Below are 20,062 nucleotides of genomic sequence, written 5' to 3'. Positions count from 1 at the left end.
GGAAGTTTCTAGTTCCAGAGCTAGGCGCAGACATAGAAGCTCACAGTTTGTGAATCGTCTGTCCGAAATACAGCGGCCAACGCTACCGACGCCAGATGGGGTCAGCTTGTCGCTTACTCATGAAAGACGACATCGAAGTCTTCAGCGATGAGCTCACGCGCGATCTCGTCCTGTATGCTTTCGATTCTGCGCGGGAACTCGTCGGACAAACGTTCCTTCCTGATATCGACCGTTGCGGGCCAGATCTTCTCGACGAAGGTTTCCTCAGAAGGAACGAGCGGCAGTTCCGCCAGCGGCTCGGTCCCTTCCGCCCCCACGATGATCGCTCCATCAATGGAATAGAGGGTTGGCGGTTGCGCATTGATGAAGTCCAGGAATTTTTCATAATTGCCACCACGCCTCACCAGCAGCTGATCCGTTGGGACAAATCCTGTTCCGCTCTTTCGCTCGGTGGCGCGAAAAACCTGGCGCGCACCCGGCTGGTAGCTGACCGTGGTATAGCCGCTGGCCCAGCGGATCCGCAGACTCATCTGATCGCTCGGCTGCGGGCGTGACGCAATTTCGATTGCACAATCAAGCAGCAGCGACAGCGGAGAAGGGACCGGCGAAACCTCATCTGCCGGATCCTGCAACCTGGTCGAGGTGACCGGAACTTCGGAAACACGAACGAGCGTGAGTGGTTTCGAATAGACATCGAGAGGCCAGTCGGCCGCCACGACCCTCGCCGGAATTTCGCTGAGCGGAACGACAAAGGGCACGCCGAAATAGCCTCGCCTGCCCCTCGGATCGTTGTCGGACCGGATCGCCGCTCCGAGCCGTTCACACCATTGCGCGAATTCTTGCACCGAGACATTTTGCCCGCCCCACAGCTTTGACGATTCACTCATCCCCAATATTTCATCGTCGTCGATTTTCGCTGCGAGATGGCCGCGCACATAGCGAACCGCTTCCATTGCGCCAAATGCATCTCCCGCAGCTCGGCCTGCGGAGGAGCGATAACTCTCGGCGCCATCGCCATATTGCCTGGTGCGCAAGCCGACATTGAAGGGGGCGAGGAGCTTGGTGCCCGCAAACACGCGAGCGAGATCGCGAAACAGAACGCCTCGCAATGATTTACCTGCCAATGCGCGGATGCAGTTATCGCGCAGGGTAACATCGTCGGCGGATGCATGGAAAAAAAGCAGATCACAGCTCTTGCTGTAATACGCCAAGTGAAGATGGACGCTTTCTGTCGCGATGGCATCGCCGACCAGCCAGCTGGGCGTGCCGGGCTTCTCGGTCACCAGGATTGCCGTGTCTTCGTTTTCGAGTGCATAATGCAAGTAGAGACGGTCGAATGCGGTTTTCATCTTCGACATGTCGATCTGCACACCCCTGCAATCGAACACATCGGCTTTCTGCCGCGGTCGAAGCTGCTCCCAAAAGGCCTCGCTCAGCGGTTCTCTGGCTGCGACCCTTCCGGTCGATCGGATCCGGTCCGCATAGTCTTCATGCGCCTTTTCCCCGATGATTGCGCCATCTGCCTGGGAGGCGACAATCTCATTCCAGATCGAATCGCGCCGATAGAGCGCTCTTAGGTCATCAACCACATGGGTGACTTCCGCGACCGAAAGAAAGCTCGCCTGACCTATGTTCTTCTCAGTGGTTCGGGCGAACCGACCGATGAACTGCAAGGTGATCGGCAGGGATTTGTCAGGATCGTGCAGGGCAGCAATCTTGAGTCTCGGCTCGTCAAAACCTTCACCCAGCATTCGCACGCATATCAGACCATCAAGCTCCCCTGCTCTTAGCCTTTCGACTGCCCGGTCATTCGTCTTCTTGGCGTAGGAACTCGTGACCACCGCAATGCGCGCGCCTTCTGCTTCGTAAAGTTCCTTCAATTTTTGCGCGCGCCGCCTGGTCGACGCCTTCACCATGTATCGGTGATCGAGACCTTTCTCGCTGTCTTCCTTGAACCGGGCCAAGGTGGCGCGACAGATGGCCTGATCCGGCGTCTCGCCGCCTCCCGGAGCGACGGCATGATAGACGATTTTTCCAAAGACACCGTCTCTGTAGGCAGCCCGCGCCGAATAGGTATGAATGATCGGGCCTGGCATCCTGCGCCGATCAAGCCGGTAGGGTGTTGCGGAAAAGAGGATCTTCGGTATCGGCCCGAGATCCTCGATCAATTTGCGCCAGGTTTCCGCCGGCGCATGGTGTCCCTCGTCGATCAAAGCCAGGTCGAAAAAGCCGCTCGGCGGCGGGCAAACGCCCTTGTAGGCGGGGCTCAAGGTTTGTGGCAGCCCGACAACGACATCGGCCTCATCAAGCGCCCGCCAGCCGGCCTCGTCTGTGATGCGATTATAGACCCGCCTCACCCTCGGCGCGATCTTGCTCTTCAGCATCTCCAGCCTGCGAAACGGATCGACTTCGCTGAATTTTTCCGCGAGCTCTTCGCGAAGGCGTGCGGACGCAACGATTACGAGGACACGTCGCGCCTTGACGAGCGCCGAAACCAGAATCATAACCGCTGACTTGCCCGTGCCGGTCGGCATAGCGATCGTCGCAGCCTCTTGAGAATGAAGGGCGTGCGCGGCCCCCGCATATGCCGCCGCCAACTGCGTCTTCCTCAGACCGGCGCGGCTGACCTTCCCCGTCTCGTCGCGATGCTCAAGACGGATCGACATCGCTTCCGACATCGCTTCAAAACATGATTGCGTCATCCAGGAGCCTCAGAAGGGTTGGAACCCGTGACGCCAAACGGGTTGAGAAAGACGAGAGCCTTTCAAACCACCCCTATATGCGACGGTTTTCCCGATCGATTAGAATTACAATACTAAAACCTCAGGACGCTTAACGATATGATCAACAACCTGGATTGTCATGCATTCTTCTTGAAAATAAGCGGTTGCGCGTGATGACTGCACAGCGTCGGCGAATGCGATCAAACTCTGAGCTGGAACGAAAGGCGGGCGCGATCAATGCGCTGCTCGTCCGGCCGATCGGTGTGCTGTCGCGACCAGATCCGCCCTTTGCTCTTGAAGGGAACTGAACCGATGACCCATCATTGCTCCAGATGGTTCAAAACACAGAGCCCATAATGAAGGCGCTACACGACCATCGAAAGATCAACTTCGGACCCAAGACTGCCGCTGACGACAGCTGACATCATCAGGTGTTTGCTCTATTGGTTGATTTCAACTCCGCCGCTGGCGTCGAACAAGGGGCTGTCCGATAAAGGATCGTTCAGCGTGCACACACAGCCGCGTCAGGCATTCCTCCATTTTTTTGTTCAGCTTTGGCGGCATCGAGCAAGGGCAAGCGCCGCCTTATCTTCAGCCTCGTCGTCGAGGGTAATCTGAAGCAGTCCATTCTAAAGGTTGTCTTGCCGGCGATGTGAAAAGAGGTTGAGCCAGTAGTGGATCTCTCTCGGCATCGCCAGCGAAGCGCGGCTCACTTGTTTTGCGGTGAGATGTGTCTTCGCGGCCAATGCCAGGACTTTGCCGCCATCCCGCAGCGATCCGGACGATCAGCCTTATGGTTCTTGAAGGTACCCGGAATTGCCAGCGAGGCGCACAGACGGGCTCCAATCGCTCAATCCAGATGTAGAGGGCGACAATTGCCATAAGTGGCAGATGGTGCGACGGCGCAAGCAATGGCAACAGCATCAAGCCCCAGCAGCTTGAAATGCACCAGAGACTATAAGTCATCCCCCATGCCAGCACATTTCCATATGCAGCCGGCGGAAAGGCGGCCAGGCTGGGACGGCGATGACACCGGTTCAACGCGACTTGCTTCCAGGGTGAAATCTGCCAGATAAACGCGATTATCAGGCACGCGACCAGAGGCAGTGTGGGACTGGATGAAGTCAGGCGCAGCGTAATCGCAACGCCGAGAAGCGGGATACCCGCCAGCATCCATATGCCGAGATAACTGCCGACAAACAGCAGCTGGGCCCACGGTCGCACGCGCCAAAAGCTGCGCTCGCGCACATGCCTCAGTGGACCCGAGAGGGCGGGCAGCATCGTTGCTATCACCATGAACGCCCAGCTGATGGCCAGTTGCAACGGCGAAACATAGCTGAAGAAAAAGGCGTAGGTGTCAGCTGAAGGGGCGGACCAGACCAGAGCAGCCGAACATATTGCGGGCATCGACATGCTGTCGCCGCCGATAGCCAGGAGAACCCATGCCATGCCGGCAGCCAATGCGAGCGGCGCAAAAAGGCGGCGCCACTCGCGCACCACAAGAGAGGTGCAGCGCAGGACGCTCACTCGAACTGCCGATAGATGCTGATCCGGCCAATCTTGATACTCGCCGCATCCGGGATGTTTTCGAGCGGGACAAAACTTACTGGCAGGCGAGCGACGTCAAATTCGCCATCGAGGTGCATTTTGTCGACAATGTCTGTGATCTCCAATTTGTATGTGATGCCGTTTCCGGAATGTTTGCCTGCCGGATCGCTCGCCTGCGTCACACCAAAGAGTGCGACACTGCCCGCCAGGTATTTCTTGTTTCCGGCAGGATCGGCCCCTTCGGGCAGCCCGACATAGACCTGGAATATCACGGCGTCATGCAAGCCGGTAACATGCTCGAGATTGAGGAAAACGCGGTCGGGCGCAGTCGGCGCAGTCCTGTTGGCGCTCAGGCTATGGCTCACCCTGGCCCTCGCATCCGGCTCCACCTTGACAGAGGTGCGCATGGTGCCGTCACCGGCGAGCGAAATTCCGCTGTCGCTGGCTGCGACCAATTCCACCTTGCTCTGTGTCGGCATGCCCAAACCTCCGGTGGCGACGACGGAACTCCCCGCGATGCCCAGTCTCTCCATGCGCACGGCGACCGTGACGACGGGCTCAGCCTCTGCACCAGGTGTCAGGTCGTCATATTCATAGCCCAAACTGGCCAAGTCCTGCATTTGAACCGGAGTATAGACCCATTTTGTCTTGTCCGGCTTCGGCATTGCAAATTCGCGCTCACCGATTCTCGCCGGTCCATCCAACCATTTGGGCTCTGTCGGATTTTGCCAATCCGTCGGCGAAGCGGAAGGCTTGCCTGCGGGAAACTTGTTCCAGCTCTCCCACAGCCGGTCGATATTGCAGTGATGCAGGTAAAAGATCGGATCGAGCGCTGCTGTCAGAGGATTCGACATTAGGCCCGGCAAGGGACGCCCGGCTTGAGGTGAGCCGGGCGGGAAAACCAGGGTTGGATGACCGCCGCCGACCAGCACATGGATCATGTTGTGCGGGTCCGATTCGACTCCGCCGCTTTCATCGCCGCTCCAACTGAACCCCGTTTCAACACCACCGAAGCCGGCGCTGCCCCCGCCACCGGGTCCGGTAAATTCCGGATCCTGCATCGCATTCAGGTTGGTTTGCGAACTGACATCGAATGGTGTGCTGCCGCTGAGCCGCCCCCACCGTTGTTCGACAAACAGCGGATTGTCTCCGACGCCATCCGGCCAATCAGCCGTGCGAAATGCCGGTGGCAAGACGTTCTGATCGGTTCCAAAATAGTTCCAATAGGGAAGCGCCCAAGTAGAACTGGGCCCGCCAAGCAGTTCGATTTCACGCCGGAGCATGTTTTCCAGAGAAAGGAGATATCCGCGGTGCCAGGGCAGGAAATACCAGCTTTGGTGCTGGCACTGGTCGAGATAGGTTGAAGTGTCGGATGCATTGGGGGCCGCGTCGGCACTGTCAGTGATCTGATAGAAATCCCACAGCCCGCGCCAGATCCCATGAATCGCCGCATAGAAGTTCCAGCTTGTCGAATCTTCCAGCTTGCGGGCCTTCATCGCCTTGACGCCCCTTGCATACCAGAGGATCGGGTCGGCCCAGTCACTTTCCAACTCAAAGACATTCTCACGTTTGCGCATCGCACTATCCTCCCAGGAAACGATCGAGAATTGCCGTCCGCAGAATATCCGCGACCACTCAAGCGGCCGCTCGCATCAAACGCGCACCGCATAGAACGTGGCCGTATAGCCAGCGGGTGATTGACCATTGGAGTGAGTCACCGTTCGAATGACCGTGCCAATGATGGTATCGATCTGGTCCACTGCATTCGGCCAGCGGGGAATGGAATAGCCGAGATAGTCGTAGACCCATTCCTCGTTGTCGATAATACCTCGCCCTTGCCACTTCAGGGTCGCCGGCCTGCCATCCGTGGCAGCCCCGTCGAGGGAAAGGGACCAGCCGGTCCCGCCAAGAGAGCCGCCAATCTTGCCAGGCGCGGGCTCGGACAAGGTCAGCGTTCCCGCGCCAAAACGCAAGCTGTCGAAAGATGCAGAAAGATCAGGGTTGTTCACCAGGCTTCGATAACTCCAGATGCCGGAAAAGCTTATCGCCACGATAGTCCTCCTTCGGTGAAGCATGCTCAATTCATGTGGCCGGACAGAGCGTCCCGCCGTCGTCAGGCGATGCCGACGCTTCCACCGCTTGTGTCGCCATCGGTTCAAACGCGAAAGTCGGAAGGTCGGACTGTTCGTTGGACAACGCGGCGAACATAGGGGCCGCTCCGGCGTCCGCTACGTGCATCGAAAAAGATCTCATGCCGTTTCCGGGCCTGCGCGCCTCTGCCATGGCCTCATCTCCGCCTAGAAATGCAGGCACCTCGCCTGCGCAACATCCGCATTGCTATTTGCTCTATCAAAGCACTGGTATTGCTCACACCCCTGCGAAACGTCCACGGCATCCATCCTACTGATCTGCTCATCATTTGTTGAGCACGTTCTGTTGCTCTGGACCCCGGGGCGCCTACCCCTCCGAACCCCCAAGTGCGGCATATTGCGGCGAATAGACTTCGAAAAACAAACAAATCCTCCCCCGAAAATGATCCGGAAGGGCTGGAATGTTACGAAGACCTCTTGAAACGACAAGTATTATTAAATCATATAGACAAGCAACTTTCAAGAGCTCTTAAATATGCAATACAATTCTTTTGTGCATTCAGTGTTACTTCAAAAGGGCGGCGGCTCCGCCGTGTATGCAGCTGCGGACGCTTCAGGGGAGACCACGCTGCCGGAGCCTAGTGGTTTGCTACTCAAGTATGTAGCGCTTCTATTTACAGCCGACTGCTCGAAAGCAGCCCCTGCATTTCGTGCGAGTGCGCGTGATGACGACAATGCCACGGCGAGCGGCACGTCGCCTTTGCCCATGTCAATAGCGCAGCTGGAGTAAACTTTTGTTTCCGTTGCGCGGATCGACAAGGACAAATAGCCGGTCAAATTCTGACTCGCCGATTGGGGCAATGTTGTCCCCTCCCAGACCCTGAATGATAGGACCGACTGTGTTGCTGTGGCTAACCGCAATAGCGATCGCCGTCGCCGGCAAAGCAGCGGCGGCAGCGACGACGGCCTGAATATGACCATCGGGTCCGTCAGGCGTTGACGCTGAAAATTCGGTGACGGCAAGCTGGCTGCTAAGCAACTGCTTTAGCGGTGCGAGTGTCTCATGTGTGCGATGTGCGTCGCTGCAGTAGGCTTCGGTGACGCCGCTTCCAAAAAGCATGTGCGCCAGAAACTGGGCGCGCTTTATACCAGCCGGCGACAAGGCGTCAGCCGCCGGGTCGCGATCCGCATGGCGCAGAACAAAAATCATCATTTGGCATGCCTTTCGATGATAAGCCTCCGTTGGATTAGTCGCGAGGCTTGGGCGACAAATGCCATATTCATTCGCAATATTTCCAGCTCGGATCAAAACTGCCGCGGTCCAGCGTGTCACGAGATGTGTGGATCTTATTGGGAGAGTCAGTTTCTTCGATCGTCAACACCGCCGGAATTCCCTTGTCGAGGATGGGGACATGATCACTGTTCGCAGCATTGATTGAAATTTCAACAGCGGGGCCAGGATAACTCGACGCTGCATCGACGAGGCCGTTCAACATACTTGTGTAAAATAGCGCGACCCTCAAGCAGAACGATCAGCACGGCCGTATTCAGCGTACCGATCATGTCCATGTTGATGACCGAGTGCACCCGTGAACACTGCGACGCCAACAGCGATCTGACGAAATGCCTGCTGCCGAACAGGCCTTACTCCCCACAGCCCAAATGGATGAAGACGAGTCATGGACGTTGGCTACGTCTTTCAAAGCACGGGCGATTTCAATAACGTCTGCGCCGCCGCTGCCGCTCCCCTCCTCGTCAGCGCGGGCGCAGGAGGGGTTGCAGCATTCGCTTTTCGGCACATGGGCGTTCCCTCCATATTCCCTGCGCCCAGAATTGAGGCAACGCTACTCACTCGGAACACGTTTGATCGCCAGGCGGTCTTGCTTAAGCTCGTTGATTTCCAGCAGTTGAGGTTTCCCGGCTTCCTCAACGCGAATGCTACCGGCATTCGCATGATCAAGCTGCCATACCCCTACCTTTACAGAGGAGATGTCAGTGGCACCGACTCCGATTCGCTTGAATGTCCCGTCTTCATTGAATTGCAGACCCGCCCGCCCGCGCGAGGGGGCAAGAGGAAAGCCGGCCGGGCGATAGACCTGTTCCGTTGGCGTGTCCTCCTCACGCGCGTGAACCCAATGACCGTGCAATAGCTTGGCGTCGATAGGCTCAGCCATTGACATCCTCCCTCATCACGACCGACGGCTTGGCGCTAGATGCGACACGCTCTAGACCCACGAAACGCCGTCAAACTCTCTGGTGGGCCGCTCACCACGCTCATCGCCAAGAGTTGCCCGGGCAAAGGGGGTCGCCAAAGCAACAGCTTCAGGCGCCAGCGCCGGCGTCGTCACTGGCGTCAAACCCATCGATTGCGCCAGCTGCGATCGCGGTCCAGCCAAGGTCGCGTTCATCCGTTTCAACTGGCCGGTCGTGAACATGAACATGGTGTCGTCGTCAACGTAATCCATATAGTTCATAAACATGTCACCATTTGGCCCATTGTTGCAGGTGACATGCGGAAAATTCTCTATACGGACCTCCGAACCGTTCGGACCAGCCTGGTTGGGCGTATCGTCGACACTGTCAGATTGACCGCACCCGCCGTTGTCATCTCCCCAGATGTGCAGCAGATTCAGCCAGTGGCCGACCTCGTGAACGGCAGTTCTGCCGAGATTGTATGGCGGTCTTGCAATGCCGCTGGTGCCAAAGGCTCTGTTCAAAATGACTACTCCATCGGTCGCCAGCGGTCCTCCCGGGAATTGGGCATATCCGAGGAGACCGCCGCCAAGGCTGCAAGTCCACAGGTTCAGATAGGAATCGCGCGGCCACCCGGCTTTGCCGAAGCCCCCGAACTTAATCATATCATCCAGCTTCTTCGTTGCCTGCGGATCGGTCGAGTCATATGGAAAGACGGTTTTTGAAGTTCGCGTCCTGGTAACGCCGATAGTGGCATTGCCGTCGGGATCACGCATTGCGAGATCAAATTCGATAAGCGTGTCGGCTGCGAATGCGCGGAATGCGGCCGGAATCTGACTCTCGTCGACATTTTGCATGCGATAGTCGCGATTGAGCGCAGCGATCTGACTTTCGATCTGGCTCATCTCGATGTTTTCCTCGTCGGTATGGAAGAGGACGTGAACCACCACGGGAATCCGGATGATGGCTGTGCGCGTCGCGAGCCGAGTGGTTCTCGTGCTTGACTCTATCATCCGTCGATTGTCTCGATAAACGGCATCGGTCTCCGCCAGGAAGTAATGGTGCGGCATCACGGCGCATGTTCGGTGATGCGGTTTGTCGACGGGTGTTTTTGGCATCGTTTCTCTCCCTCGGTTCGTGGCTCGTAAAACGTTTGCGAAACATGTGTCTGCATCTTGCCATGCCCGGTGACATCGCGATCAACGTGCCGCCATGCGGTCATGTCTTCTTGCTCTGCCCATCTTTTTCAAAAGCACAGCTACGCATCTGTGTGGACTTAAACATCGGCGGGAACAAAGTTATCCTGTCTTCCGGAGCAGCATGACAGTTGAGAAGATGCTCCAGCCATAGTTGCCCGTCGGATGCCGCGACGAATAGCGTTCCACCCGGCCTCACCAAATCGACGACCCTTTGCAAAAGTCGCCGGGCCTTGAGGAAGCAACGTTCTCGAGCCGCGTGCGTCAGTTGCCAAAACAAAGCTCCAAAACTGTCGTAAATGAAATCGAATTGCTGTTTCATAGCGGCCAGAGCATGATCGACATCGCCCACATATTGCAGATCAATGTATGGATCCTGCCTCGGAACCATAGAAAATCCCGAGGCGGGGATCGCGTGCCGGCGTGTCGGCCAAAGAAATGGATTGATCGGCGACAGCGACACCGTCTCCAGTCGGCATCCCGGCAGCCTGCCCTTTATCTCCGCAGCGGACACGCCCGCACCAGGCCCCAGTTCCAGAACCCTGGGGCATTCGCGCCCAGACAGCCCCTGCAGGAATGTAAGCGCCTCCGGGCACAACGGACGCGTATTGGATGGTCTTAGATCAAGAGCAGCGCTGGACCGGGGGCTGAGATGCGAGAAAAAATCCGGCTCCCCGCCAGTAGTCGATCCTTCGACAAACTTGATCATGCCGCGCGCCGCCGCCTGCCTCATCCCCTCGTCGTAACACAGACCCTCACCGATGCCAGAACGGCGACCGTCGCCTGGCCGTAGTTCAGCTATGCCCGTCTGGTTAGCCAATCCGTTTTGCATCGGCTGCTGGATCCCTGGAGTGCCACCATTGATAGAAATCATCGACCCACTGCTGGCTCCACCGGGGCTCACCGATAGGCATCGTGCCGCTTTTGACTGAGGCATGTATCTGTGCGGCATAGTAGAGCACGCTCTGCTCGTCATGCAGATCAAGCGGCTTCGGCCAGGATCCCGAGACCTGCTTCATATGATCCACATCCATATCGGTAAAGTATCCCTTGATGATATCCCAGGTAACCGTCATGGCATCTCTCCCTTGACATGAAAAAAGCAACTATATCGTCGGCAGGCGGACCATCTGGCTTTCTCCTGCCCTGCCATCCACCGACATCCGGCAGATATAGACGCCGCCCGCAAGACGTTTGCCTTCGTCGTCGCGCCCATCCCAGATCACGCTGTGGCGGCCTTTCGCCTGCGGCCTGTTGTCGACAAGCGTGCGGATGTGAAAGGCGAAATGATTCCAGATGCCGACAAAGATCCGATTCGCATCCGATTCCAGCACATAACTGATCTCGACCGTGCCGGCTGTATCCTCGGATAGATACCCCATGGCGAAACCTGGCGCCGCAGCCACCCGCGTCGCAGCCTGCGCCGACTTGGCAACCATCTGGCTCTTGGGTCCGCCTTTATAGACCGCGTGCCCGCTGCAATAGCCCATGCGGATCGGATTGCCGAGAAAACGAAACCGGTTTATGCGGGTTCGCAGATCCGAGGCAGGCATGGATGCATCGCTGTTCTGACTGTTCCACGTGTCGCCACCATCGACTGTCACACTGTTCAACAGCCCCGTGAACTCCTTGCCCCAGCCGCCGACCCAACCGGATTTTGGCGTGATGAAGCCGACCCCCTCCAGATCCTCGTTGATCTGCGTCCCGGCGCCATCGACGATGGGCTTGCGTGTCCAGCTCTCGCCGCCATCTGTGGTGACCAGGATTGCGGCAGCGGTAAAGTTCTCCAGCGAGACGAATCCGTGCATCGCATCGAGCCACTGAATCTTCCAGCCCCATTCCCCGCAATCGAAGTTCACGCCCGCAGCCTTGTTCGTCCAGGTCGTGCCGCCATCGGTGGTCTTCAGCACGACCGGCCTTAATGGCGCGTATTGTGGCGCAGTCTCGTAACCGGGCTTGGTCGTGGGACAGCTCGGACTAATCTTGCCGCCAACCACCCAGCCGGTATTTTCGTCCGAGAAATAGACGTCTATCAGGTTGTCTGCATGTTCGGACATATCGATATATGTCCAGCTGGCGCCGCCATTGGTCGTCTTGACGACGCCAGGCCCCGCCAGGCTTGGGTCATTGGTGCCGGCGCCATAGACCACATGCTCGCTGACGGCAAACAGTCCGCAGACTCCAGCCGGAGCATCCTGCGGCATGTTGGTCAGTGCCGTCCAGGTCTCTCCGCCGTCCTCGCTCTTGTGCAGCAGGATATCCAGATATTCCTTGCCGGCTGAAAACTTGGTTACCGATCCGATCCAGCCGACCCGCTCATTCGGCCAGGCCATGCAGCGCAGATAAGGGAATCCGGCCATCGACGAATCAATGAAGCGCCTCTGACGCCATGTCAGCCCACCATCCGTCGTTTGACACACCTGCCCGTTGCTGTTTACAAGCCAGCCGTTGTTTTCGTCGAAGAACCAGATATCGTCCGTACGAGAATTCGAAACCGGCACATCGCCGGCAACGATCCAGGTCCAGTCTGTCACGTCGGTCATCTTGTCGAGCTCCGAATTATTTGCCGGCCACCCGCTGCCGGAAATAGCCATTGGTCATGATGTGACTGAGATTCATGTTCTTTGCCGGAATTGTAATGCCGTCCGCCGGCTCCTCGGTCGTTTTATGACAGGCGAAGCAATTCACATTTGGGAAAAGCTGATCGAAGGTTTCCATCGTGGTATTGGCAAGACTCACCGACCCGAGTTGCGGCACTATCACCGCTCCGGGCGAAACATTGTTCGGTTTACTCCAGACGCCGCCTACCAGCATGTAATTGGCCCAGACGCTGCCAGCGAGCACCTTGGTCTGGACGCTTTCGTTGAGCGAGCGGATATTGGCGATATTCTCCGGCGTCCCACCACCAAAGGGGAAGGCGCGGTAGATATTCACGACCGGCGACAGCAGCTGCTTGTCTGCGTCGACCAGCTTCATTGGGGAGGTCGGATTGTCGGCCGGATTGCGATTGCTGTCGCTGGCAGGCGTGTTCTTGTGATAGAATGTCCAATCGCGATCGCTGACCGGCTCCGCCGCGGTCATGCTCATGCCCGCCGGCAAATCCGGTGCGTTGTCCTTGTGTTCGAAGGTTGCCCAGATGAACTCGGGATGGTCTTTCACGACGCCGACGACATGCACGCCCACCAGCGCAACATCGACCGTCTTGGTCTTGCTCGGATCGACCACGACCGTGGTTTTGCCTGTGCTATCGGTCGTTTCAGTCAGGAGAAATATCTCCGCCTTGGTCACATAAAACGTCGAGGTATCCTCGCCCTCTTTAACGACTTTCCACGAATACTTGAATTCCATTGCACCAACGGGGAAATTGACCGTCGCCTGTGCCTTCTCATATTCATCCGGCAAGTAGTACTTGTTCGTGCGAACGAACTCATAAAAAACCGGGTCGACATTCTGGGAGTAGTAAACCGCCCGACCGCTGTCCGTTCCCGGCCCGTGAATCAGCACGCCTCGTCTTCCGGCTTGAAAGATGCTGTCCAGCCCCTGCATCTCGAATGATTTATTCACGCGCACCGTTAATTTTAGCACCTTCTCTTTCGGCAGAGCGGAAAAGCGCATGGCCGAGGCGGTGCTGGAGAATAGATCGTCCAGGGTAGCGAAAGCTTTGAAGCGGAGTGCACCCTCTTCCACAGGCTGCGTGATCCAGAGAAAGGTGTTCCACGCCCAGACATGGAAGGCACAATTTGATGACGGTGCTGTATTGTTGTCCGGAGGCGGAACAACTGCATGGGAAATCCATGTAGAAGGAGGCTCACACGTTGTTTGCGCTTCGGACGTTCGAGCATTTCCGAGGTACAGCAATGTAGAAACAGAGAGAATTATAGAAATCGTATAATATTTCATATATACCCCTCCAAGCCTAGCCCATAAGGCTTATCCTCGTAATTATTACTAAGTTAACGGAAGAATTTATTTATATGCTATTTAACACTTACCACTCCCGTTGTAAACGCATTTCTTAGCATTGCACCCATAGCGATTGTTCCTTTCCATACGGATTTAAGACCATATTCCGCGGACTGACTTTCGCGGGAAACTGATCTAGGCCCCTGACCTGTTCGAAAGCTTGGTCGATATCACTGTTGGCAGCGCGCTGAGGCCGTTCGAGGACGTGGGGCAACCATGCGAGCGACTCGACGCGTGGGGCGCGGCAGGTCAGCACCAAGCTGTAAACGATGGCGCTGGCCTTGGCTCCGTCGGCGGTATCGCTGAACTGCCGGCTTTTCCGGCCGGTGGCAAAGATTCTGATGTCACGATCGAGAAGTTCGATGTCGACCGGCATGCCGCCGTCCTCGCTGGACGATCAGGTTGTGGCAGCCGGCGCGCAGCGCTTCCTGGATGTTGCATTCATCGAAGTGCGAACCGGTTTTGACAAGTTCGTATTCGCCGTGCTCGCGAAGAATTTATGACATCTCTTAGGGCCGTAAGCGGACCTGACTGTGAACCTCCTGAAACGATGTGATCCGCCGGCCCCGTCATTGCGCAACCGAAGGTCTTGAACGGAGTCGAACCGCCGCATTCTCCATCAAGGATGAGCTATCACGCTGCATTCATTAGTGAAAATTCCTGGCCTTCACCTTCAACGCATCGATATGTAAGGCTGGAACGAAAATATCCCTCGTCTTGACCGCCGGCGCTCGATCTCGCGAATCCGGGCTGCCCGGCGAACCGTGGGCGAACTCGTCACCACGGCCCGTCGGCAGTTTGAATTCTCCATCACGATCCGCCAGTGCGGATAGGTCGCCCGAGAGATCGAAGAGCTGCTGGGCGATGAGATGCACGACGTCCCCTTCCCGCTGGATGCGGCCATTGATCGCCATCATGCTCGATCCGAGCACGCCGCGCCGACGCCGCTCGAAGAGCTTCGGCCAGACAACGACGTTTGCCGGGCCGGTCTCGTCCTCGATCGTCAGAAACATCACACCCTTGGCCGAACCCGGCATTTGACGGACGAGAACGAGACCGGCGGTCATCAACCAACGGCCATCGCGGGCGGACATGGCTTCTCCGCAGGTGACGATGCTTCGTGCGGCAAGGTCCTTGCGCAAGAACGCGATCGGGTGCTCGCGCAGGGTCAAACCAGTATGGCTGTAGTCCTGGATGACATTGTGGCCATCTGTCATCTGCCGGAGTTCGACATCGGGCTCCTGCTGCTCGGCGATCGTCTTCATCTCGCGCTCGGCCGCAGCAACAAAGAGCGGCAGCGGCTCGTCGCGCAAAGCTTTGATCGCCCACAGCGCATCGCGACGTTGAAGTTCGAGCGATGGCAGGAAAGCGTCGGCCTCCGCCAGTTCGACCAACGATGCTGCCGGAACGCTCGCGCGCCGCCACAGGTCATCGACGCTGTCGAAGGGCTGATCGGCACGGGCGGCCACGATGCGAGCCGCATCGACTGCGGCCAGTCCACGCACCAGACGCATACCCAGGCGGACGGCATGACGTCGCTCGTCACCCACTACCGGCTCGAGCGTGCAGTCCCAGCGAGAGCGGTTGATACAGACCGGCCGGATCTCCACACCGTGGTTGCGGGCGTCGCCGACGATCTGGGCGACCGCATAGAAACCCATAGGTTGGCTGTTGATCAAGGCCGCGCAGAAGGCGTCGGCGTAATGGCATTTCACATAGCTCGAGGCATAGGCAATGAGCGCAAAACTCGCAGCATGGCTTTCCGGAAAACCGTAGGATCCAAACCCCTCCAACTGCGAAAAGGTCTTTTCAGCAAACTCCGGCGAATATCCATTCTTCACCATGCCGGAGACCAGCTTGTCCTTGAATTTTGAGACGCCACCGGTGAACTTGAACGTTGCCATCGATTTGCGAAGCTGATCGGCCTCGCCGCCGGTAAAGCCGGCGCAGACCATCGCCACCTTCATGGCCGACTCCTGGAAGAGAGGCACGCCGAGTGTCTTTCCAAGCACCGCTTCCAGTTCGGGCGTCGGATAGACGACCGGTTCCTTGTCTTCGCGGCGGCGCAGATAGGGGTGCACCATGTCGCCCTGTATTGGCCCGGGCCGGACGATGGCTACCTCGATGACGAGGTCGTAGAAGGTCCGCGGCCTCAGCCGCGGCAACATCGCCATCTGAGCCCGGCTTTCGATCTGGAACGTCCCGAGAGTGTCGGCCTTTCGGATCATCGCATAGGTCGCAGAGTCTTCCTGTTCGATATTCGCCAGATCGATCGTTTCGCCCTTATACTCCTCAATCAGCTTGAATGCTTTTGCCATGCAGGTCAGCATCCCCAACGCCAGGACATCCACCTTCATGAACTTCAAAGCTTCGACATCGTCCTTGTCCCATTCGATCACCTGCCGGTCGGCCATTGATGCAGGCTCGATGGGGACGAGATCGTCGAGCCGATCATGCGTCAGCACGAATCCACCCGGATGCTGGCCGAGATGCCGGGGGGCGCCCATCAGCTGCTGTGCAAGCTTCAACGTCAATGCGAGGCGGCGGTCATCGGGATTGAGATTGAGTTCCCGCAGGTTCCGGTCGCTGACCAGCTCGGCGGACCAGGACCACATGCCCGATGACAGCGCCTTGATCACATCCTCCGGCAGACCGAGTGCCTTGCCGACATCACGGATCGCTCCTTTTGCACGATAGCGTGTCACGGTCGCGCAGAGTGCTGCCTTCTGATGTGTGTAGGTTTTGTAGATCCACTGAATGACTTCCTCGCGGCGCTCGTGCTCGAAATCGACATCGATATCCGGTGGCTCGTCGCGCTCCTGGGAAACGAAACGCTCAAACAGCAGATCGTTCGTCTCCGGATCGATGGACGTGATCCCGAGGATATAACAGACGGCGGAGTTGGCGGCGGATCCCCGCCCCTGGCAGAGAATGCCCTGGCTGCGGGCATATCGGACAATCGAAAACACCGTCAGGAAGTAGGGTGCGTATTTCATTGTCCGTATGAGGTCGAGCTCATGCCGGATGATTTTCAGAACGTTGTCCGGCAGACCTTCCGGATAGCGTGCAGGCGCGCATTCCCAGACATAATGCTCGAGAGACGCTTGCGCGTTCTTGCCTGGGACGATGGCTTCTTCGGGGTACTGATAGATGAGTTCATCTAGCGAGAACCGGCAGCGATCGGCGATCTCCGTCGTCCGGGCCAATGCTTCCGGGTAACGGGGGAAGAGCCGCTGCATCTCTTCGGGCGGTTTGAGGAATCTATCCGCATGGCGCTCCCTCTCGAAACCGACGTCATCGATCGTGGTTCTGGTGCGAATGCAGGTGACGACATCCTGCAGCTGACGGCGCGACGGTTCGTGGAAAAGGACGTCATTCGTCACAACGGTCTTCACCTTGAAGCGTGTGGCCATGTTCGACAGATCGTGCAGCCGCATCTGGTCGTTCGGCCGCCGGCGAAGGGAAAGCGCGAGATAGGCCCGGTCCCCGAACATCTCCGCCATCTTTCTGAGCTGCACGGCACAGGTCTCGTCGGGTAGATCGGGCACCAGAATACCGATCAGGCCTTCTGCATAGAGTGCGACGTCGTCGAGATGCAGGATGCAGTTGGCCTTGCCGCCCCTCGCCTTGCCGAGCGTCAGCAAACGGGTCAGTCGGGAATAGGCGGCACGATCGGTCGGATAGACCAGGATCGACATGCCGTCCTGCAGATCGAGACGACAACCGACCACGAGGCGAACGCCTGTGGCGCGGGACGCCTCGAGAGCCCGGACGATGCCGGCGAGCGAATTTCTGTCGACGACGCCGAGCGCCTCGATGCCGAGCGCCTTGGCGGTCGCAAACAGTTCATCCGCCGACGATGCCCCTCGCAGGAATGAGAAATGTGTCGTGACCTGGAGCTCGGCATATCTCATGCGAAGATCCCGTGCAGGAACCATTTATGTGAGCCGGTCGCAGCATCGATGCCATCGCCCGACCTGAATATCCAGAACCGTTCGCCGCTCTCATCTTCGATCACGAAATAGTCACGCACCGCATCGAACTCGGATCCTCTCGTCCACCACTCGCCGAAAATCCGCTCCGGGCCGTCAGCGCGTTTCACCCGCCGTCGCTTGCCGCGCCAGGTCATCGACACAGGCGGATGATCCGGCAGGAGCGCGATCACCTCGATGAGCTCCGGACGGGAGAGGAGCCGAACCGGCCGAGGCCAGTGCAAGCTCCATGATGCACCGGTCTCCCCGGCAACCCCACTCACCCGCTTGACGCTGCGCTCAGGCACGTCGCTCGCCACAGGCACTATCCGATAGACACGCTGCCCGCGATTGCCGATCACGTCGATCAGCGGCGCGATAGCGACGATCTCCTCCTCAATCAGGGAGGATGCTTTCTGCGTCTCAGTGAGCGGTTCGGCGATGACAGCCACCAGCGAGAGCTTCTCGATTCCGAAGCCCGGCTCGATCTTCTCGATCCGGTCCTTGAAGAGCTTTGTCAGCCAGGCCACGTCGCGAGCGGGTTTCGCGGTTCCAGCACGGATCGCCTGCATGGTATTGTCGACCTTGTGGACGAGAAGATCTGCGCGGCGAACACCCAGACCCTTCTGCTGGAGCGCTTTGCAGAGTTCAACGACAACCCGCGAGACGTATTTGGCGATGGTCTCGGGAGCGCCGATCGGCTCGGCGAAGGCGCGGCTGACTTCGATGACATCCATCGGACGGATCGGATCGATCGGCTCCGGCAACCGCCCATACATCTGGTCGAGACGACGGCCGATTTCGGGACCGAAGCGAAGGGCAAGCGGCGCGCGTGGTGTGGACGACAGCTCGCCGATCGTCTGAAACCCGAGGGTCCGCAGGCCAACCACGGTTTCCGCAGGCAAACGTAATGATGATATCGGTAGCCGTTCGACGAAACGCGATGTTTCATGGCGCGCAGCGATCACGGTATCGCGCTTGCTGACCCGTGCCAGCGCATGCGCCGCACCCCAGCTGTCGGCAATCGCAACCCGCGCGGTCAGCCCCTTGGCGCGGAAGCGATTGACGATGCCGGACAGCATCGATCCTCGCCGCCCTGGAGATGATCGGCGCCTTCGGTGTCCATGACGATGCCGTCGGGCGCATCCATTGCGACAATCGGCGTGTACTGCGTCAACGCCCAGAGCGTGAGGCGTTCGAGGGCCGCACCGTCCGCGACCGGAGCGGCGTCGACCATCTGCAGACCCTGGACGATGGCCTGCGCCTTCGCGGCCGGCATGCCAATGTGAAGACCCGCGGAGCGGGCTGTTTCATCAGCCGCCGCGATCCAGCGTTTGGAACCACTCTTCGCGACGACGACAAGCGGCCGCTCAGCGGACAGCATTCCCGCGCCGTCGGCCCGTCTGATCCTGTCGATCGCGAGATCCGGAAGGTAAATGGATACGACCCTTGGCATCGCACGCTCCTACGATAAACTCTGCGCACTCACCCGCCTTCACTCTCATCAGTTCCAGGAGCCATCGCGGCCGTCCAACACCCGGAACCGGTAGCTCTTCCGATGGCAGTACGCTGACGCGCCACCGGGATGTCGACGCCGTCGGCTGGCCAAAATCCGATGCCTCCGTCTGCCGCCGCCATCGTCGCACGACCAGCCCGATCGTTCCGGTCTTCTCGGCCGCAAGCTGAAGCCGGCGAGACGCGGTCATGGGAAGACGGACGAGCTCACCGACCACGGCGCCCAGGCCACCATAGCCAAGACCTTCCTCCATTGTCGCCAGGACATCCTCTTCCCTATCGGCTTCGGCAAAGACCACGCGATCGGGATGAAGACCCGCCAGCGCCAGCGCCGGGAAAAACAGGTCTGGACGCGTCATGCACCAAAGGATCTGCCCTTTGGTTCGCGCAGCGATCCCGGCAACGCAGAGGGCGGCAGCCGCACCATCGACCGTTCCGGACCCGCCACCGGCAAACTCGTGCAAGGCGCCATAAGCCAAACCGCCGCCCGGAAGCACTGCGTCTATTTCGGAAACCCCAAAAGCAAGGCAGCCGACCTTCCTCGTCGATCCGCCCTCAAGGGAGGCGATACGGTCACGTAGCTCGGTAATTACCCTGTTGCGGGCAGCAGTCATCATTCACGCGTCCCTTGAAGGCCGTGTTGGAGTTTCGACTTCATGTCGTTCAAATGCAGATGTTCACTATCTGTTCCGAAGGACTCGAAGAGTCAAGCAACCGAGAATAGGAATATTATCTCTCAACTTTAGGAAACCAAGAGATTCGCCTTGCAAATCATGGCCATGGGCCAATTGCGGCGATTTGGTCGAAGCGGAAATAAATTTCGTCGGATTCGCAACTTATCCGCCGGTTGGCATTTGGCAATT

16 protein-coding genes and 3 pseudogenes are annotated in these 20,062 nt (G+C 58.1%); 1 reads left to right on the top strand and 18 read right to left on the bottom strand.

Translation table 11 applies throughout. The features are described 5' to 3' along the window. Positions 1-113 precede the first annotated feature (113 nt). The 15 genes and pseudogenes from J3P73_RS31500 to J3P73_RS31435 form a co-directional block, all read right to left on the bottom strand. Positions 114-2,168 (bottom strand): DEAD/DEAH box helicase, encoded by a 2,055-nt coding sequence (locus J3P73_RS31500; RefSeq protein ID WP_245002769.1) that lies wholly within the window; start codon positions 2,166-2,168, stop codon positions 114-116. A gap of 3 nt (positions 2,169-2,171) precedes the next feature. Further along, positions 2,172-2,666: pseudogene (locus J3P73_RS38360) on the bottom strand (DEAD/DEAH box helicase family protein); the annotation flags it as partial. Between the two features lie 648 nt (positions 2,667-3,314). Then, positions 3,315-4,250: a DUF2182 domain-containing protein gene (locus J3P73_RS31495; protein WP_207580162.1), complete on the bottom strand. Its 936-nt coding sequence runs from the start codon at positions 4,248-4,250 to the stop codon at positions 3,315-3,317. After that, positions 4,247-5,848 carry a tyrosinase family protein gene (locus tag J3P73_RS31490; protein WP_207580161.1) on the bottom strand — a complete coding sequence of 534 codons (1,602 nt, stop codon included), beginning with the start codon at positions 5,846-5,848 and terminating at the stop codon, positions 4,247-4,249. Before J3P73_RS31490 ends, J3P73_RS31495 begins: the two co-directional genes overlap by 4 nt. A gap of 75 nt (positions 5,849-5,923) precedes the next feature. Then, the gene (locus tag J3P73_RS31485; protein ID WP_207580256.1) at positions 5,924-6,316 is read right to left on the bottom strand and encodes a hypothetical protein; all 393 of its coding nucleotides are present in this window, start codon (positions 6,314-6,316) and stop codon (positions 5,924-5,926) included. An 814-nt stretch (positions 6,317-7,130) separates the two neighbouring features. Continuing rightward, positions 7,131-7,574, bottom strand: a complete 444-nt coding sequence (locus tag J3P73_RS31480) for a histidine phosphatase family protein (protein WP_207580160.1) — start codon at positions 7,572-7,574, stop codon at positions 7,131-7,133. Between the two features lie 67 nt (positions 7,575-7,641). After that, positions 7,642-7,857: a M28 family peptidase gene (locus tag J3P73_RS38355; protein ID WP_207580159.1), complete on the bottom strand. Its 216-nt coding sequence runs from the start codon at positions 7,855-7,857 to the stop codon at positions 7,642-7,644. Further along, the gene (locus tag J3P73_RS38350; RefSeq protein WP_425328909.1) at positions 7,805-7,948 is read right to left on the bottom strand and encodes a hypothetical protein; all 144 of its coding nucleotides are present in this window, start codon (positions 7,946-7,948) and stop codon (positions 7,805-7,807) included. The genes J3P73_RS38355 and J3P73_RS38350 overlap by 53 nt, the downstream gene beginning before the upstream one ends. A 257-nt stretch (positions 7,949-8,205) precedes the next feature. Then, positions 8,206-8,535 carry a hypothetical protein gene (locus J3P73_RS31465; protein ID WP_207580157.1) on the bottom strand — a complete coding sequence of 110 codons (330 nt, stop codon included), beginning with the start codon at positions 8,533-8,535 and terminating at the stop codon, positions 8,206-8,208. Positions 8,536-8,586: 51 nt separating this feature from the next. Then, a complete protein-coding gene (locus J3P73_RS31460) occupies positions 8,587-9,672 on the bottom strand; it encodes a zinc metalloprotease (protein ID WP_207580156.1) in 1,086 nt (361 codons plus the stop codon). 100 nt (positions 9,673-9,772) lie between these two features. Then, positions 9,773-10,624, bottom strand: coding sequence for a class I SAM-dependent methyltransferase (locus J3P73_RS31455; protein WP_207580155.1), 852 nt, complete (start codon positions 10,622-10,624; stop codon positions 9,773-9,775). Then, positions 10,563-10,826, bottom strand: a complete 264-nt coding sequence (locus J3P73_RS31450) for a hypothetical protein (RefSeq protein ID WP_207580154.1) — start codon at positions 10,824-10,826, stop codon at positions 10,563-10,565. Before J3P73_RS31450 ends, J3P73_RS31455 begins: the two co-directional genes overlap by 62 nt. Before the next feature lie 30 nt (positions 10,827-10,856). Next, entirely contained in the window at positions 10,857-12,293 is a 1,437-nt protein-coding gene (locus tag J3P73_RS31445) for a YCF48-related protein (protein WP_207580153.1), read from the bottom strand. A 16-nt stretch (positions 12,294-12,309) separates the two neighbouring features. After that, a complete protein-coding gene (locus J3P73_RS31440) occupies positions 12,310-13,650 on the bottom strand; it encodes a hypothetical protein (RefSeq protein ID WP_207580152.1) in 1,341 nt (446 codons plus the stop codon). A 115-nt stretch (positions 13,651-13,765) separates the two neighbouring features. Next, positions 13,766-14,104 (bottom strand): annotated as a pseudogene (locus tag J3P73_RS31435) (hypothetical protein); the annotation flags it as partial. Between J3P73_RS31435 and J3P73_RS31430 the strand changes: the two are divergent. Further along, positions 14,076-14,216, top strand: a complete 141-nt coding sequence (locus J3P73_RS31430) for a hypothetical protein (protein ID WP_207580151.1) — start codon at positions 14,076-14,078, stop codon at positions 14,214-14,216. The pseudogene J3P73_RS31435 and the gene J3P73_RS31430 overlap by 29 nt on opposite strands. Positions 14,217-14,360: 144 nt before the next feature. On the opposite strand, the gene J3P73_RS31425 is transcribed toward J3P73_RS31430, so the two are convergent. The 3 genes and pseudogenes from J3P73_RS31425 to J3P73_RS37820 form a co-directional block, all read right to left on the bottom strand. Beyond that, positions 14,361-17,627, bottom strand: a complete 3,267-nt coding sequence (locus J3P73_RS31425; RefSeq protein ID WP_207580150.1) for an error-prone DNA polymerase — start codon at positions 17,625-17,627, stop codon at positions 14,361-14,363. Further along, positions 17,624-19,140, bottom strand: a pseudogene (locus tag J3P73_RS31420) (Y-family DNA polymerase). The gene J3P73_RS31425 and the pseudogene J3P73_RS31420 overlap by 4 nt, the downstream one beginning before the upstream one ends. Then, positions 19,055-19,813 carry an ImuA family protein gene (locus tag J3P73_RS37820; protein WP_245002781.1) on the bottom strand — a complete coding sequence of 253 codons (759 nt, stop codon included), beginning with the start codon at positions 19,811-19,813 and terminating at the stop codon, positions 19,055-19,057. The pseudogene J3P73_RS31420 and the gene J3P73_RS37820 overlap by 86 nt, the downstream one beginning before the upstream one ends. Positions 19,814-20,062 lie beyond the last annotated feature (249 nt).

The organism is Rhizobium ruizarguesonis (assembly GCF_017357285.1).
Classification (GTDB): Bacteria; Pseudomonadota; Alphaproteobacteria; order Rhizobiales; family Rhizobiaceae; genus Rhizobium; species Rhizobium ruizarguesonis.
This window is presented reverse-complemented; position numbering and strand designations above follow the sequence as displayed.

Coding starts and splice junctions, on each gene's coding strand:
- J3P73_RS31490 (WP_207580161.1), bottom strand. CDS start 5,848: ATGCGCAAACGTGAGAATGTCTTTGAGTTGGAAAGTGACTGGGCCGAC.
- J3P73_RS31480 (WP_207580160.1), bottom strand. CDS start 7,574: ATGATGATTTTTGTTCTGCGCCATGCGGATCGCGACCCGGCGGCTGAC.
- J3P73_RS38355 (WP_207580159.1), bottom strand. CDS start 7,857: ATGTTGAACGGCCTCGTCGATGCAGCGTCGAGTTATCCTGGCCCCGCT.
- J3P73_RS31465 (WP_207580157.1), bottom strand. CDS start 8,535: ATGGCTGAGCCTATCGACGCCAAGCTATTGCACGGTCATTGGGTTCAC.
- J3P73_RS31460 (WP_207580156.1), bottom strand. CDS start 9,672: ATGCCAAAAACACCCGTCGACAAACCGCATCACCGAACATGCGCCGTG.
- J3P73_RS31455 (WP_207580155.1), bottom strand. CDS start 10,624: ATGATTTCTATCAATGGTGGCACTCCAGGGATCCAGCAGCCGATGCAA.
- J3P73_RS31450 (WP_207580154.1), bottom strand. CDS start 10,826: ATGACGGTTACCTGGGATATCATCAAGGGATACTTTACCGATATGGAT.
- J3P73_RS31445 (WP_207580153.1), bottom strand. CDS start 12,293: ATGACCGACGTGACAGACTGGACCTGGATCGTTGCCGGCGATGTGCCG.
- J3P73_RS31440 (WP_207580152.1), bottom strand. CDS start 13,650: ATGAAATATTATACGATTTCTATAATTCTCTCTGTTTCTACATTGCTG.
- J3P73_RS31430 (WP_207580151.1), top strand. CDS start 14,076: ATGTCGACCGGCATGCCGCCGTCCTCGCTGGACGATCAGGTTGTGGCA.
- J3P73_RS31425 (WP_207580150.1), bottom strand. CDS start 17,627: ATGAGATATGCCGAGCTCCAGGTCACGACACATTTCTCATTCCTGCGA.
- J3P73_RS37820 (WP_245002781.1), bottom strand. CDS start 19,813: ATGACTGCTGCCCGCAACAGGGTAATTACCGAGCTACGTGACCGTATC.